At 52.7% G+C, this 14914-nt stretch carries 14 protein-coding genes; 7 read left to right on the forward strand and 7 right to left on the reverse strand.

What is annotated here, in order from left to right:
* Nucleotides 1-99 precede the first annotated feature (99 nt).
* Together dnaE and SFC07_RS01700 are read left to right on the forward strand one after the other, a co-directional pair.
* Nucleotides 100-3666 carry a DNA polymerase III subunit alpha gene (gene dnaE, locus SFC07_RS01695; protein WP_411206493.1) on the forward strand — a complete coding sequence of 1189 codons (3567 nt, stop codon included), beginning with the start codon at nt 100-102 and terminating at the stop codon, nt 3664-3666.
* A gap of 109 nt (nt 3667-3775) precedes the next feature.
* Entirely contained in the window at nt 3776-4981 is a 1206-nt protein-coding gene (locus SFC07_RS01700) for a cobalamin-independent methionine synthase II family protein (protein WP_411206494.1), read from the forward strand.
* A gap of 107 nt (nt 4982-5088) precedes the next feature.
* Here the strand turns inward: SFC07_RS01700 and SFC07_RS01705 are convergent, their stop codons facing one another.
* Nucleotides 5089-5592: a hypothetical protein gene (locus SFC07_RS01705; protein ID WP_411206495.1), complete on the reverse strand. Its 504-nt coding sequence runs from the start codon at nt 5590-5592 to the stop codon at nt 5089-5091.
* Nucleotides 5593-5749: 157 nt separating this feature from the next.
* Between SFC07_RS01705 and ilvA the strand changes: the two genes are divergently transcribed.
* Complete coding sequence (gene ilvA, locus SFC07_RS01710) at nt 5750-7060, forward strand: threonine ammonia-lyase IlvA (RefSeq protein WP_411206496.1); 1311 nt, start codon at nt 5750-5752, stop codon at nt 7058-7060.
* A gap of 67 nt (nt 7061-7127) precedes the next feature.
* Here ilvA and SFC07_RS01715 read toward each other — a convergent pair whose 3' ends face one another.
* On the reverse strand, nt 7128-8138 hold the full coding sequence (locus SFC07_RS01715; protein WP_411206497.1) for an NADP-dependent oxidoreductase: 1011 nt from the start codon (nt 8136-8138) through the stop codon (nt 7128-7130).
* Nucleotides 8139-8163: 25 nt separating this feature from the next.
* Complete coding sequence (locus tag SFC07_RS01720) at nt 8164-8550, reverse strand: DUF1304 domain-containing protein (protein WP_411206498.1); 387 nt, start codon at nt 8548-8550, stop codon at nt 8164-8166.
* A gap of 91 nt (nt 8551-8641) precedes the next feature.
* Here SFC07_RS01720 and SFC07_RS01725 point away from each other — a divergent pair, with 91 nt between their 5' ends.
* A complete protein-coding gene (locus SFC07_RS01725; RefSeq protein WP_411206499.1) occupies nt 8642-9223 on the forward strand; it encodes a TetR/AcrR family transcriptional regulator in 582 nt (193 codons plus the stop codon).
* Here the strand turns inward: SFC07_RS01725 and treZ are convergent.
* Complete coding sequence (gene treZ, locus SFC07_RS01730; protein ID WP_411206500.1) at nt 9220-10941, reverse strand: malto-oligosyltrehalose trehalohydrolase; 1722 nt, start codon at nt 10939-10941, stop codon at nt 9220-9222. The two genes, SFC07_RS01725 and treZ, sit on opposite strands and share 4 nt — an antisense overlap.
* A gap of 53 nt (nt 10942-10994) precedes the next feature.
* Here treZ and SFC07_RS01735 point away from each other — a divergent pair, with 53 nt between their 5' ends.
* From SFC07_RS01735 to SFC07_RS01745, 3 genes are read left to right on the forward strand one after another with little or no spacing between them, the layout of a single operon-like run.
* A complete protein-coding gene (locus SFC07_RS01735; RefSeq protein ID WP_411206501.1) occupies nt 10995-11672 on the forward strand; it encodes a YigZ family protein in 678 nt (225 codons plus the stop codon).
* Between the two features lie 24 nt (nt 11673-11696).
* Nucleotides 11697-11930, forward strand: coding sequence for a hypothetical protein (locus tag SFC07_RS01740; RefSeq protein WP_411206502.1), 234 nt, complete (start codon nt 11697-11699; stop codon nt 11928-11930).
* A gap of 21 nt (nt 11931-11951) precedes the next feature.
* Nucleotides 11952-12332, forward strand: coding sequence for an RNA-binding S4 domain-containing protein (locus SFC07_RS01745; protein WP_411206503.1), 381 nt, complete (start codon nt 11952-11954; stop codon nt 12330-12332).
* A gap of 66 nt (nt 12333-12398) precedes the next feature.
* Here SFC07_RS01745 and SFC07_RS01750 read toward each other — a convergent pair whose 3' ends face one another.
* The 3 genes from SFC07_RS01750 to SFC07_RS01760 all read right to left on the reverse strand — a co-directional run bounded on the left by SFC07_RS01750 (nt 12399) and on the right by SFC07_RS01760 (nt 14902).
* On the reverse strand, nt 12399-13466 hold the full coding sequence (locus tag SFC07_RS01750; protein ID WP_411206504.1) for an LLM class flavin-dependent oxidoreductase: 1068 nt from the start codon (nt 13464-13466) through the stop codon (nt 12399-12401).
* A 187-nt stretch (nt 13467-13653) separates the two neighbouring features.
* The gene (locus SFC07_RS01755) at nt 13654-13785 is read right to left on the reverse strand and encodes a hypothetical protein (protein ID WP_282101427.1); all 132 of its coding nucleotides are present in this window, start codon (nt 13783-13785) and stop codon (nt 13654-13656) included.
* A gap of 73 nt (nt 13786-13858) precedes the next feature.
* Entirely contained in the window at nt 13859-14902 is a 1044-nt protein-coding gene (locus SFC07_RS01760) for a GTP pyrophosphokinase family protein (RefSeq protein WP_411206505.1), read from the reverse strand.
* Nucleotides 14903-14914: the final 12 nt, after the last annotated feature.

The following is a 14914-nucleotide window of genomic DNA, read 5'->3' on the forward strand; positions in this document are numbered from 1 at the left end:
ACCTTATACCCAATGGTGACCTGCCACCTTTAATACCCGAACTGTGGGGTGATAAGCAGCAAGTTTCATCGCTTGGACTCGATGGCTAGACTATCCACCATGGCCAAGCATTCCTCATTTGTACATCTTCATAATCACACCGAGTTTTCGATGCTGGACGGAATGGCCAAGATCGACATGCTGGCTGATGAAGTTTCGCGTCAGCAGATGCCCGCCGTAGGAATTACTGACCACGGCAATATGTATGGCTCCAATCCTTTTTATCGCAAGATGACCGAAGCTGGGGTCAAGCCCATCATTGGCATTGAGGCCTATTTGGCACCAGAATCCCGCTTTAATAAAGAACGTGTGCGCTGGGGTGAACCGCACCAAAAATCCGATGACGTCTCCGCCTCAGGTGCCTACCTGCACCAAACCATGCTGGCTGAAAACGCCACCGGTTTGCGCAACCTTTTCTATTTGTCCTCCATGGCCTCCTATGAAGGCCAGCTGGGCAAGTGGCCACGCATGGACGCCGAAATTATTGCCGAGCGCGCCGAAGGCATTATTGCCACCACCGGTTGCCCCTCTGGCGATGTGCAAACCCGCCTGCGCCTGGGCCAATTTGATGAAGCTTTGGAAGCTGCTGCCATGTGGCAAGACATCTATGGCCGCGATAACTACTTCCTCGAGCTCATGGACCATGGCCTAGACATTGAAACCCGCGTGCGCAGCGAGCTGCTGGAAATTGGCCGCAAGCTCAACCTGCCACCCTTGGTGACCAATGACTGCCACTATGTGCTGGAATCCCAAGCCCAAGCCCACGAGGCAATGCTTTGCGTGCAAACAGGTAAGACGCTTCACGACGAAGACCGCTTCAAATTCGGGGGCACGGGATATTATGTAAAATCCGCCGAAGAAATGCGCGCACTATGGGACGATATGGTTCCCGATGGCTGCGACAACACCCTGTGGATTGCCGAGCGCGTGCAGGATTATGGCGAGATCTGGGAAGAACACCCACACGATCGCATGCCTATTGCCGACGTGCCAGAAGGCTATACCCCAACTTCCTGGTTGCACCATGAGGTAATGGCAGGTTTGGAAGATCGCTTCCCCGGCCGAAAAGTGCCCGATGAATATATCGAACGCGCCGAGTATGAAATCTCCGTGATCGATATGAAGGGCTATCCTTCCTACTTCCTTATCGTGGCCGAGCTAATTAAGCATGCTCGTTCCATTGGCATCCGTGTTGGTCCAGGCCGTGGTTCTGCTGCGGGTGCTTTGGTGGCCTATGCCTTGACAATCACCAATATCGACCCCATCGAACACGGTCTGCTCTTTGAGCGATTCCTCAACCCCGAGCGCCCCTCCGCACCCGATATTGATATCGACTTCGACGATCGTCGTCGTGGCGAGATGATTCGCTATGCCGCCGAACGCTGGGGTGAAGATAAAATTGCCCAGGTTATTACCTTCGGTACCGTGAAAACCAAGCAGGCTCTGAAGGACTCCGCGCGTGTGCAGATGGGCCAGCCTGGCTATCAAATTGCTGACCGCGTGATCAAGGAATTGCCACCCGCCATCATGGCCAAGGACATTCCGCTGTCCGGTATTACCGATCCCAGCCACCCGCGTTATAACGAGGCTGGTGCCGCACGTCAGCTGATTGAAACCGACCCTGATGTTAAGCGTATTTATGACACTGCGCGTGGACTTGAGGGAGTGGTGCGCCAATCCGGTGTGCACGCCTGTGCTGTGATTATGTCCTCGGTACCTTTGCTGGACTGCATCCCCATGTGGAAGCGACCTGCCGACGGTGCCCTCATCACCGGTTGGGATTACCCAGCTTGTGAGGCTATTGGCCTGCTGAAGATGGACTTCCTAGGTCTGCGAAACCTTACGGTTATTGGTGACGCCATTGAAAACATCAAGGCAAACCGCAATGGCGAAGTGCTTGACCTGGAAAACCTCAGCATTGAAGATGAGGAAACCTACAAGCTGCTTAGCCGTGGTGAAACCCTCGGCGTCTTCCAGCTTGATGGTGGTGGCATGCAAGAGCTGCTAAAGCGTATGCAGCCAACTGGCTTTAATGACATTGTGGCCGCATTGGCCCTGTACCGACCAGGTCCCATGGGTGTTAACGCACACTGGGATTATGCCGACCGTAAGAACGGCCGCAAGCCAATTACTCCAATTCACCCAGAGCTGGAGGAAGCACTCGAAGAGATCCTGGGCGAAACCTACGGTCTGATTGTGTACCAGGAGCAGATCATGAAGATCTCGCAAAAGGTAGCAAACTATACCGCTGGTCAGGCCGATGGTTTCCGTAAAGCCATGGGTAAGAAGAAGCCTGAGGTGCTGGCTAAGGAGTTTGCGAACTTTGAAGCCGGAATGCAGTCCAATGGCTATTCCAAGGAAGCCATTAAGACTCTGTGGGATACCATTCTGCCTTTCGCAGGTTATGCGTTTAACAAGTCCCATGCTGCAGGTTATGGCTTGGTTTCATTCTGGACGGCCTATCTTAAGGCGCACTATGCGCCAGAATATATGGCTGCCTTGTTGACCTCCGTGGGCGATAACAAGGATAAATCTGCAATCTATTTGGCAGACTGCCGTCACCTGGGTATCCATGTGTTGTCCCCAGATATCAATGAATCAGCACTGGATTTCCTGCCAGTGGGCACCGATATTCGTTATGGCCTGGGCGCTATCCGCAACGTGGGTTCGGAAGTGGTGGACTCAATTATTGCCACCCGTAAAGAAAAGGGGATGTTTAAAGACTTCTCCGATTACCTGGACAAGATTGACACCCTGCCATGTAATAAGCGCATCACCGAATCTTTGATTAAGGCCGGCGCCTTCGACTCCCTCGGTCACCCGCGCAAGGGTTTGATGTTGGTCTTTGAAGACGCTGTTGATGCGGTTATCGCCACCAAGAAAGCCGCAGATAAGGGACAATTTGATCTCTTTGCTTCCTTTGGGGCTGCAGCAGAAGAGGAAGTAGGCAGCTTCTTCCATATCAACGTTCCCGATGAGAAGTGGGAGCGTAAACATGAGCTGGCGCTAGAAAGGGAAATGCTCGGCCTTTATGTGTCGGGACACCCCTTGGACGGCTATGAAGATGCCATTGCCGCCCAAATTGATACCCCACTAACCACCATTGTGGCCGGTGAACTCAAGCATGGCACCGAGGTGACTGTGGGTGGCATTATCTCTGGCGTCGACCGCCGCTTCTCCAAAAAGGATGGCTCACCGTGGGCGATTGTGACCATGGAAGACCACAATGGTGCCTCGGTGGAACTCCTGGTGTTCAACAAGGTCTATTCCATCGTGGGTTCTTTGATCGTGGAAGACAACATCATTTTGGCCAAGGCTCATGTCTCCATCAGGGATGATCGTATGAGTTTGTTCTGTGATGACCTTCGTGTGCCTGAACTTGGACCTGGAAATGGTCAAGGTTTGCCACTGCGCCTATCGATGCGTACCGATCAGTGCACCATGTCGAATATCGCCAAACTGAAGCAGGTGTTGGTGGATAACAAGGGTGATTCCGATGTATATCTCAACCTCATCGATGGTGATAGCTCTACCGTGATGATCCTCGGTGACCACCTGCGGGTGAACCGTTCTGCCAGCTTAATGGGTGATCTCAAAGCAACTATGGGGCCAGGCATTCTGGGCTAATAAAACGCCCACCGTGAATAAATTTCCGCGTGAAGTGGAGTAGAGCACTGGCTCTGCGGTTAGAGTCGGATTATAGAAAGAATTTTCTTTATTTGGTGAATGGAGTTTTATGAGCATCGATCACATCAGGACTAGCCACGTAGGTTCCCTGCCACGTACCCCAGAACTGCTTGATGCAAACCTCAAGCGTTCCAAGGGTGAGATCGGCGAAGAAGAATTCTTCCAGATCCTTCAGACTTCCGTTGATGATGTTGTCAAGCGCCAGGCGGACCTGGGCATCGACATCCTTAACGAGGGTGAATATGGACACGTGACCTCCGGTGCCGTCGACTTCGGCGCATGGTGGAACTACTCCTTTACCCGCCTGGGTGGCCTGACCATGACTGATGAGGACCGTTGGGCTAACCAAGAGGCCATTCGTTCCACCCCTGGCAACATCAAGCTGACCAGCTTTTCTGACCGCCGCGACCGCGAGCTCTTCCGTGAGGCATATGAGGATCCAGCCTCTGGCATTTTCACTGGCCGTGCAAGCGTGGGAAACCCAGAATTTACTGGCCCCATCACCTACATCGGCCAGGAAGAAACCCAGACCGACGTTGATCTGCTCCGCAAGGGCATGGAGAAGGCTGGCGCACAAAATGGCTTCGTTGCAGCGCTTTCCCCAGGATCTGCTGCTCGCCTAAAGAACAAGTACTACGCCACCGATGAGGAGGTCGTAGCTGCCTGCGCAGATGCACTTTCTCAGGAGTACAAGATCATCACTGATGCTGGCCTAACCGTCCAGCTCGACGCCCCAGATTTGGCTGAAGCCTGGGACCAGATCAACCCAGAGCCAAGCTTGGCTGATTACCGCCAGTGGATTGGCACCCGCATCGACGCTATCAACAGCGCAGTGAAGGGCCTTCCAAAGGAGCAGACCCGTCTGCACATTTGCTGGGGTTCTTGGCACGGCCCACACACCACCGACATTCCATTCGGTGACATCATCGAAGAGATCCTGCGCGCTGAGGTGGGCGGCTTCTCCTTCGAGGGTGCATCTCCTCGCCACGCACATGAGTGGCGCGTTTGGGAAGATCACAAGCTTCCTGAAGGCTCTGTCATTTACCCAGGTGTGGTTTCCCACTCCATCAATGCTGTTGAGCACCCACGTTTGGTTGCTGACCGCATTGTGCAGTTCGCTAAGTTGGTCGGTCCAGAAAATGTTGTGGCATCTACTGACTGTGGTCTCGGCGGACGTCTCCACTCCCAGATTGCCTGGGCAAAGTTGGAATCCCTAGTAGAGGGCGCTCGCATCGCCACTAAGGAACTGTTCTAAGCTATAGGGCGAGGGTTGCACAACAGCAACAAAATAAAGTGGCTGGCCGCGAATTATTTTCGCAGCCAGCCACTTTTTTACATTAACCTCAGTGGAGAGATAGCTATTTAAGCATCAACGTTAATGCCCAATTGGGTGAGGTAATCGCGGAAAATAGGCTTGAGGTCTGGATTGATACGCAGAGCCATCGCGCCAGCGGTAGCAAGAAGGCTGGTAGCAGAGCCAAGTGCATAAACGATTGCAAGCGGGATACTCACCCAAGATGGAGGAGACAGTACAGAACCGATGACTGGGATCTGTGACCACTCGTCAAGTTGTGCTTGCTCTTCATCGGTCACAGTGTCATCATCAGAGGTTTTTCCAGAAGATCCAATGGAAGGGGCTTCTGGAATTTGACCACTGCTGAGCATGGAGCTGCCCTCAACGCTTCCAGGCCATTGCTCGGTACCGTCTACTGGATCTCCATTTTCATCCACAATGGTGGAAGAAGTGAGGTTTTCGGTGATTCCGGAAACTGCTTCAGAGGATTGTGCGTGGGCGACAGGGGAGAAGGCGGAAAGCGTCACGGCGGTAACCGTTACGAGGGTTAAGGAAGTACGACGCAAAGTCAAGACAATTCTCCTGGCAAGTGTTGGTGTTTAAGACAGTGTTTGAGTCTAGTATCCGAACTACGGTATTGCCTAGAAAAGCTTTCTCATATTCTGGAACATGTATGAAACTCTGTACCAAAGTCGTGGTCTTAAACGTATGGGATTACACTTAACAACCATGAGTGAAACCAAAGTGTCTGAGAAAAGTCCAGGAGTGATGACAAGCGGAGCGGAGCCAATTCGTGCCGCCGACATTCAAACGGCACAGGCACGAATTTCCTCGGTGATTGCACCCACCCCACTGCAGTACTGCCCCCGCCTATCCCAGGAAGTTGGCGCCGAGGTTTACCTCAAGCGCGAAGACCTCCAAGACGTCCGTTCCTATAAGATCCGCGGTGCATTGAACTCTGGTGTGCAGCTCACCCAGGAACAACGCGATGCCGGTATTGTCACCGCCTCTGCAGGTAACCACGCCCAGGGCGTGGCCTATGTGTGCAAGTCACTCGGAGTACAAGGTCGCATCTACGTTCCCGTGCAAACTCCAAAACAAAAGCGTGATCGCATTTTGGTCCACGGTGGTGACTTTGTCACCCTCGTAGTCACCGGCAATAACTTTGATGAGGCTTCTGCTGCAGCTCACGCAGATGCAGAGCGCACCGGCGCAACCCTCATTGAGCCTTTCGACGCCCGCAATACCGTCGTAGGTCAGGGCACCGTAGCTGCTGAGATCCTGTCTCAACTGACTTCCCTTGGCAAGCATGCAGACTATGTCATGGTTCCAGTTGGTGGCGGCGGATTGCTTTCTGGTGTGATCAGCTACCTCTCTGACATGGCACCACGTACTGCCATTGTGGGTGTGGAGCCTGCTGGCGCTGCATCTATGCAGGCAGCTTTGCGTGCTGGTGGACCCGTTGCTTTGGAAAACGTTGATCCTTTTGTTGACGGTGCTGCAGTTAAGCGCGTAGGCGATCTTAACTACACCATCGTGGAAAAGAACCAAGGTCGCGTGCACATGATGAGTGCCACCGAAGGTGCTGTGTGTACCGAAATGCTTGATCTTTACCAAAACGAGGGCATCATTGCAGAACCTGCTGGTGCGCTCTCGGTGGCTGGGCTTAAAGAGATGTCTTTTGCACCCGGCTCCGTGGTGGTGTGCATTATCTCTGGTGGTAACAACGACGTGCTGCGTTATGCGGAAATTGCAGAGCGCTCCTTGGTACACCGTGGTTTGAAGCACTACTTCCTAGTGAACTTCCCACAGAAGCCAGGACAGCTGCGCCACTTCTTGGAGGATATCCTCGGACCTGAGGATGACATCACCCTCTTTGAGTACCTTAAGCGCAATAATCGAGAAACCGGAACTGCGCTGGTTGGTCTGCAATTGGGCGAGGCTGCGGGTTTGGATTCTTTGCTCGAACGCATGGAAGCCTCGGCTATTGATTGCCGTCGCCTGGAGCCAGGTACCCCAGAATATGAGTACCTGACCTAAAAATACATAAGACAAAAGGGTTGGGCTGCGAAATTTTCCGCAGCCCAACCCTTTTAGCATTTAGCAGTTAGATCTGTACCAACATCTTGCCGGTGTTAGCGCCCTGCATCATGTTGATAAAAGCATCAACCGTGTTTTCAATGCCGTGGACAATGGTTTCATCATAGGAAATCTGGCCATCGGCAAACCATGCGCTCATCTTCTCCTGGAATTCTGGAGCTAGGTGCAGATAAGCAGCCAGGGTAAATCCACGTAGGTTCAACGCGCGGGTGATGATATTGGACATATTGTCTGGGCCAGGAGTGCTCTCAGTGGTGTTGTAGCTAGAAATTGCACCGCAGAGTGCTGCGCGGCCACCATCATTGAAGGAATCAAGAGCTGCTTGCAGGTGATCGCCTCCAACATTGTCAAAGTAGAGGTCAATGCCTTCAGGGGCAGCTGCACGCAGGAGTTCGCGAACATCGCCATCTTTGTAGTTGAAGGCCTCATCATAACCGTACTTTTCTTTGAGTAAGGCAACCTTTTCGGCAGATCCGGCAGAGCCAATTACCTTCTTTGCGCCCAAGAGCTTGGCAATTTGTCCCACTGCAGATCCCACGGCACCCGCAGCGCCGGAAACGAAAACAACGTCTCCTTCTTTAATATGTGCAATTTCAGTCAGACCAACATAGGCGGTCATTCCGGTCATGCCCAAGATGTGCAGGCGGAGGGAGAGCGGTACACCAGGGATATTTGGTACCGCGCGGAAGGTGCTGGCATCTGCTTGCACACCGTCGCTCCAGCCATGCTGGTGCAAAACAATGGTTCCTACTGGTAGCTCAGCGGAGTTGGATTCGACAACCTCACCAATGGCGCCACCGGCAATGGTTTCACCAAGCTGGTAGGGGGCAACGTAGCTGCGGGTGTCATTCATGCGGCCACGCATATAAGGGTCGACGGAGATGAAAGCGTTTTTGACGCGCACTTCATTCTTGCCAAGTTCCGTGGCGGTGACGGTAACTTGTTCAAAGTTGTCGTGGGTGGGCCAGCCGGTGGGGCGGGAAATTAAGTGAATCTGGGTGGTGGTGAATTCGCTCATTGTTTTAAAACTCCTTGAGAAAGATTTAGAAAGCCAGGCTCAGTGCCAAGGTGATAATGGCAAGAAGAGGCAAGGTTCCTTGTTTGATGGCGGCAGCTGATTTATCTGGGCTGGAAATCAGTAAGACAGCAGCTGCTGCCAGCATCGATCCGGTGCCGGCGAAGATGAGTGCTGCGCCCACGGCCGTATGGCCTGCGAGATAAAAAACTAGGCCAGCAAAGCTGATGATGGCCAAGAAAAGGTTATAAAAACCCTGGTTGAAGGCCATCTCTTGGGTGGCTTCGGCTTCTTTTGAACTGATGCCAAATACTTTCTGAGCAGCAGGGGTGGTCCATTTAAAAGACTCTAAAAAGAAGATATAGACGTGCAGCAAGGCTGCAAGCCCGCTAAAGATCAGTCCGGCAATGAACACAGTGTTTTCTCCGATGCCTTGGGCAATGATTCTGGAACGATCGTTTCAGTATATACTGTAATGAACGTTTCAGAAAGTGAGTGGTGAAAAAATGGCGAGAACAGCAGCTTTTGATATCCAAGAAGTGGTGGTGGCAGCCCGAGATGTCTTTTGGGAACGAGGTTTTGATGCAACTTCCATCCCGGACCTAGAAAAAGCGACAGGGGTAAGCAGGTCCAGTCTTTATAATGTGTTCGGAAATAAACGCGGACTTTTTGATGCCGCAGTGCAAAGCTATTTGGATGAAGTAGTACGCCCCCGTCTAGCTGAGCTCCAAGCAACAGAGGTAACTCCTCAGGCCTTGCGCAATTACCTCAGCATGTTGCAGGAGGCGTTTGCCAGACCACTACCTTCGCCAATTTCGCGGGGGTGCTTGCTTATTAATACCGCCACCGCTCCTTTGGCGGCAGATACAGAAGTAGCGCGGGCGATTAGCGATTACCGCGCCGAGCTCGCCAGCGCTTTTAGCAAAGGCCTGCAGGCTCAAGCGCCACACTTAAACTCCAAAGAAAATAAATCATTGAGCCGAGCTTTAACCGCACTGGTGATTTCTGCCTATGCCATTGTGCGCGTGGCACCCCAGGAGGCGGTAGAGATGATGTCTACCGCCCTGGACCTGGCAGCACAGGCCTAGCGCGCTAAAATCGCAAAACCCCAAGCTGGCAGGGTAGTAGAGAAAGCGGAAACAACAGGATGTCCAAAGCTGTAGATCAACTCCCCACCAAAAGGCACCTCCACCGGCCCATTGGAAAAGTTCGCCAGCAAACGCCCCTCACCGTTGGCCATGGCCAACCAGGAATCACCGTAGTCCACCTCAACAGTGAGTAGATCAGATTGGGAAAATCCTAACTCGTGGCGCAGACGTAGCAGCTCAGAATAGGCGGCAAAAATCTCTTCTTGTTCGGGGCTCAAATTCCAATCCAGCTTGGAGGCTTGAAAAGTAGCTTCCAATTCAGGGGAGGGGATTTCGGCTGGATCCCAACCCATGCGGGCAAATTCGCGCTTGCGTCCCTCTGCAGTTAAGCGATTAAGCTCCGCGTCAGTGTGGGAGCAGAAGAACGCGAAGGGAGTCTTGGCGCCAAATTCCTCACCCATAAAAAGCATCGGGGTATAAGGAGAGCAATAAATCACGGCTGCTTTAAGCACCTGCTGGGCAGTGCTGAGATTCATAGAAGGGCGATCACCCAAGGCTCGGTTTCCGGTTTGATCATGAGTGGTGGTGTAGGTGACAAAGCGCGACGCTGGAATCACATCACGGCGCACCGGACGGCCATGGCTGCGTCCACGGAAGCTGGAATATCCGCCATCATGTTCAAAGACTTCCTCCAAGGTTTTAGCCAGGGTAGCCACCGAACCGAAGTCCCCAAAATAGCCTTGCCGTTCCCCGGAAACCAGGGCGTGCAGTGCATGGTGAATATCATCAACCCACTGGGCATCAAGGCCAAAACCACCAGCCTCGCGGGAGGAGACCAAGCGCTGATCATTAAGTTCGGATTCTGCAATCAGGGAGCGTGGCACCCCGGTGGTTGCAGAAACCTCCGTGGCCACCATGGCAAGCTGCTCCAAAATTGAATAGGCGCCGCGGTCATCAAGGGAGTGCACCGCGTCAAGGCGCAGCCCATCAATGTGGAAATCAACAAACCACTGCCGCGCAGCATCCAAAATATAGGCGCGGACCTCATCGGAATCATGGCCGTTGATATTCACCACATCGCCCCAACCGGTGCTGCCACCAGCAGTATAGGGGCCAAATTGGCCGTTGTAGTTGCCATCAGGGCCAAAGTGGTTATAAACCACATCAAGATAGACGGCGATTCCCGCCCGGTGGGCGGCGTCGACAAGCTTTTTAAGGCCCTGCGGACCACCGTAACCGGCGTGGACTGCGTGCCACAGCACCCCGTCATAGCCCCAGTTGCGGTCGCCGCCAAAAGGTTGCACAGGCATCAGCTCCAGGGCGGTGACCCCGAGCGCGCGCAAATAGGGGAGCTTTTCGACGACTGCCTCGAAGGTTCCAGCGGGAGTAAAAGTGCCAACATGTAGCTCATAAAGCACGGAACCAGGCAAAATGCGGCCGGTCCAATTTTCATCACGCCACTCAAATTTGGGATTAATCCACTGACTTAAACCATGGACACCATCTGGTTGGAAAGCAGAGCGCGGGTCGGGGAGCGTTTTGGACCAGGAGGATCCGTCGAAAAGCTCAAAACCGTAGCGGTCGTCGACCTGTGGCTCAACCGCGGCCGTCCACCAATTATCTTCATCTTTGGTCATGGGATGGATGTCGCCGTTAAGGCGCAGACGCACCTCGTGGGGCAGGGGCGCCCAAACGCAATATTGTGTGGAGTTCAACATAGCCACCAGGCTAGTGAAAACTGCGAGTTTTGGCGGGCTAAGATGAAGACAATATGTCAGAGTACATCCTTCCGCCCCGGTTATTGGAATATCAACTACCTGTTGCCACACAGATTTTTGAAGCCGAAAAGGAGATTAAGCGATCGCGTTTTCTCACCTTTATCACCCGGGTACAGGATGAACCGCAGGCGCGGGAGTTCATAAATTCAATTCGTGAGCTCTATCCCGATGCTCGCCACCACTGCAGCGCCTTTATTATTCAGGTGGACGACGCCAATGATATTGAGCGTTCCTCTGATGATGGTGAACCCTCTGGCACTGCTGGAAAACCCATGTTGGAGGCCCTGCGCGGTTCTGGGATGAAGGATATTGCAGCGGTAGTAGTGCGCTATTTTGGTGGCATCAAATTGGGCACCGGCGGATTGGTTAATGCCTATACCAATGCTGTCACAGAGCTGCTACCTGCAGTTACCCAAGCTACCCGCGCAATTAGGGATATCTTTGAACTGCATTTGCCCCATGCTGAGGCAGGCCGGATTGAAGCGAATCTGCGCGGGCTAGGTGTTGTGATCACCGATACCGAATATGGCGAGGATGTGCGCTTTCACCTGGCAATCCTGCCCGGACATCAAGAATCAGTGGAATCATTTTTGTCATCGATGATGGGTGCAGAAATTGAGCTAAAACATGCGGGAAGAATGTGGGTGGAATCCCTGAGTGACTCGCATTAGGTTTGGGCACTACACTTAAAAACCATGAGCATGCAGCAATATCCCCGAAACCCCATTGAAAAGCGCAAACAAGAAGTGCGCAAGAATTCCCGCAACGCCGTAGTCAGCGTGGTTGGTGGCATTGGTGGTGGCGCTCTACTGTGGCTGCTTACCGGCTCTGCCAGCATTATGATGCTGGGCCTAATTGTCGCTGTGGCCGGTGGCTTATTCTTTTATAACAAGGTCCGCAAGACCATCAATGAAAAAGACCACTACTAAACCTTAGATTTCTGGATGGAAATGAATGCACAAGTAAACGCACAGGTCAGAATTGATGCCTGGGTGTGGGCAGTGCGCCTTTATAAAACACGCTCAGATGCTGCAGATGCCTGCCGCGCCGGGCATGTCAAAATCAATAACACTGCGGTTAAACCGGCACAACAGGTAGTGCCCGGTGACCGCGTACGAGTGTGGGTTAATCACCGCGAATTTGATGTTGAGGTAACAAAAACCATCAATAAGCGGGTAGGTGCAGCTATTGCTAAGACCTGCTATATCGACCACACTCCGCCGCCTCCTCCCATGGAGGTGCTAGCAGCGATCCCCGTGCGTGATCGCGGTGCAGGCCGGCCGACTAAAAGGGAACGCCGGCAGATGGAAAGCTTCCGCGGCATGCGTTAAAAAATCGCCCTCTTAGAAAAGAGGGCGATTTTTTAGGGCTTTACTTACTTTATTGAGTTGCTGTATTTACTTGCCGTAGCCGCGCTTTGCGAGGATCGCACGGACCATGGGGATAACCTCGGTGCCGTAGAGCTCGATGGAGCGCAGGTGGTGTTCATGTGGGGTTGGGCCACTGGCGTACTTCATGGTGAAGCGATCCAGGGAAAGCTTCTCGATTGTGTCTGCAATGCGGTTGGCCACGGTTTCTGGGGAGCCAATGTAAAGGGAACCGTGATCAACTTCGCGATCAAATTGGCGGGCATCGGCAGGAGCCCAGCCGCGCTCTACACCAATAGCCCTTTGCAGCTGCAGCCAGTTTTCCAAGGAAAGCTCACGTGCTTCCGCATCGGTATCAGCAACTAGACCAGGGGAGTGAATACCGATTGGCAGCTGTGGCTGGCCAAACTGCTCATTGGCGCGCTTATACAGCTCAACATAGGGGCGGAAGCGATCTGGAGCTCCACCAATGATGGCCAACATGAGTGGGAAGCGGTACTTTGCAGCACGCACCACAGACTCTGGGCTGCCACCAACTGCAACCCAGGTCTTAATACCATTTTCAGTTGGTGGGTAGAGCATTTGGTTTTCCAGTGCGGAACGAGTTTCGCCCTTCCACGTCACACCTTCATGTTTGGCATCTGCATCCAAGATGGCACGGAAGAGATCAAGGCGTTCATTAAAGAGCTTTTCATAGTCTTGGAGGTCAAAACCAAAAAGTGGGAAAGATTCAATGAAGGATCCACGGCCCAGGGTGATTTCTGCACGGCCATTGGAAAGTGCATTCATAGTGGAATAACGCTCAAAAAGACGTACCGGATCATCAGAGGAGAGCACCGTAACTGAGGAGGTCACCTTGAGCTTTTCGGTGCCGGCCAGGATTGCAGTCATGACAATGTCAGGGGCAGAGATTGCGTATTCCGAGCGATGGTGTTCGCCGATGCCGAAGATATCTATGCCAACTTTTTCAGCCATTTTGGCTTCTTCAATAACATCGCGGACGGTTTGTGCCATGGAAACGGCATTGCCCTCGGTATCAACAGTGACATCGCCGAAGGTGTCTAGTCCGAAGGAGAGTGAAGAAGTTGGAGTAGTCATGGTGTCCTCAGTTTCTGGAGAATTTCTGGGTTTTAAAAGTATCTTGTAGACATGTCAACAATATCAGCTTTAGTTTATTCCAGAAAGACTTGGGGTCATGATGCAGGACACAAAAAGGGAACCACTAGCCATAGAAGGCAGTGATTCCCTGGGCGCGCATAATTTAGAAGCTGCGTGCTACTCGAACTTAGATTGAACCGAGGCTCCAATTTGCCGGTGGGAAATCAATTCCCATTGGGCGGAAGAAATCAGCGACGGCCAGGCCCCACACGTGGAGGAAGTCTGCGAGCATTGGGAAGTCGGTGATGGATAACCCCATAATAATTGGCTCCTTGATAGACGAGATTGTTGATTTAGTGCCAGCCTAACAGGTGAATAGGCCGATTGTTGATTTAGGTACTCCCGGGCGCGTCACCGGGGGCCTCGGCAATATGAGCCTGTGCCATGAGCTCCAGCTTGCGCTTAAGTTGGCGTTGTCGTTTTGTATCTGTCGGGGTGGAATCGGCAGATACGGTGGCATCAATATGGGCTTGGCCCAACTTCTTCAGCAGCAGATCATCAATGATACGAATCTGGCCGGGGTGGAAGCGGTAATTCATTACCTTGAGCAGCACCTCAATATCGGTGGGGTTAAGCAGATTGCGCAATTGTTCCACCGAGGTAATGGCATTGGCCGTCAAAATATCTTCCAAGAAACGGTAGTTGGTGGAGCGCGGCCGTGGGAAACGATTGCCAATGAGCATCGCGAGCACACCTGGCAAGGTCTCTGCAGTAAGCTCCACCGATTCATCGGTAACGCGGCCGGTATCCTTAAGTGCTGCAATCTGGTCAAATTGCTGATCTGCAAGCTCGATTAGGCCAGCTGCCAGCGTAAACATGCGGTCAACTTCAGGATCAATGCCACCGGCTTTGCTGGCATCGGAACGCTTATAGCGCAGATCATGTTCAAACTCAGCCCAGGCATGTTGCAGCACTGTGCGCACCTGCACTTCAAAAACTAAGCCCTTGTATTCCTGAAGGTCATCGCTGGACTCATCCACCTCCAAAATCAGGTGGTGGGAGCCATAACCAAAACCGCCAGAAATACGGGTTTCTGCAGCTTTATCCACCGATTTACGCACAATAAAAGAATCCTGCAGCACTTTAAGCGCTACCGGGATTTCCGTGGAGTGATAGGTGGTGATGCGCACGCCGATCATGTCATGGATATCTCGGCGGGGCACCGGATAAATCAAGGTGCCATCGGCGCGCTTTTTGCGCGCCTTGGCTTTGAGGCTGGACCATTCTTTAACGCGCGTGCTGACCCTGTCAAAAGTGACACCACCATCGGTGAGGAGTTCTTCAATAGCTGCTTGAAAGTCCACATCCGCCGTGGGGTGAGCACGGCGAAATTCATGATAGTAGTTGCCAAATTGGGCAAGAGTGTTGTCAGACATAACGGTCTTTAT

The sequence above is a fragment of the Corynebacterium callunae genome (assembly GCF_046592015.1).
Classification (GTDB): Bacteria; Actinomycetota; Actinomycetes; order Mycobacteriales; family Mycobacteriaceae; genus Corynebacterium; species Corynebacterium callunae_A.

Coding starts and splice junctions, on each gene's coding strand:
- dnaE (WP_411206493.1), top strand. CDS start 100: ATGGCCAAGCATTCCTCATTTGTACATCTTCATAATCACACCGAGTTT.
- SFC07_RS01700 (WP_411206494.1), top strand. CDS start 3,776: ATGAGCATCGATCACATCAGGACTAGCCACGTAGGTTCCCTGCCACGT.
- ilvA (WP_411206496.1), top strand. CDS start 5,750: ATGAGTGAAACCAAAGTGTCTGAGAAAAGTCCAGGAGTGATGACAAGC.
- SFC07_RS01715 (WP_411206497.1), bottom strand. CDS start 8,138: ATGAGCGAATTCACCACCACCCAGATTCACTTAATTTCCCGCCCCACC.
- SFC07_RS01725 (WP_411206499.1), top strand. CDS start 8,642: ATGGCGAGAACAGCAGCTTTTGATATCCAAGAAGTGGTGGTGGCAGCC.
- treZ (WP_411206500.1), bottom strand. CDS start 10,941: ATGTTGAACTCCACACAATATTGCGTTTGGGCGCCCCTGCCCCACGAG.
- SFC07_RS01735 (WP_411206501.1), top strand. CDS start 10,995: ATGTCAGAGTACATCCTTCCGCCCCGGTTATTGGAATATCAACTACCT.
- SFC07_RS01740 (WP_411206502.1), top strand. CDS start 11,697: ATGAGCATGCAGCAATATCCCCGAAACCCCATTGAAAAGCGCAAACAA.
- SFC07_RS01745 (WP_411206503.1), top strand. CDS start 11,952: ATGAATGCACAAGTAAACGCACAGGTCAGAATTGATGCCTGGGTGTGG.
- SFC07_RS01750 (WP_411206504.1), bottom strand. CDS start 13,466: ATGACTACTCCAACTTCTTCACTCTCCTTCGGACTAGACACCTTCGGC.
- SFC07_RS01755 (WP_282101427.1), bottom strand. CDS start 13,785: ATGGGGTTATCCATCACCGACTTCCCAATGCTCGCAGACTTCCTCCAC.
- SFC07_RS01760 (WP_411206505.1), bottom strand. CDS start 14,902: ATGTCTGACAACACTCTTGCCCAATTTGGCAACTACTATCATGAATTT.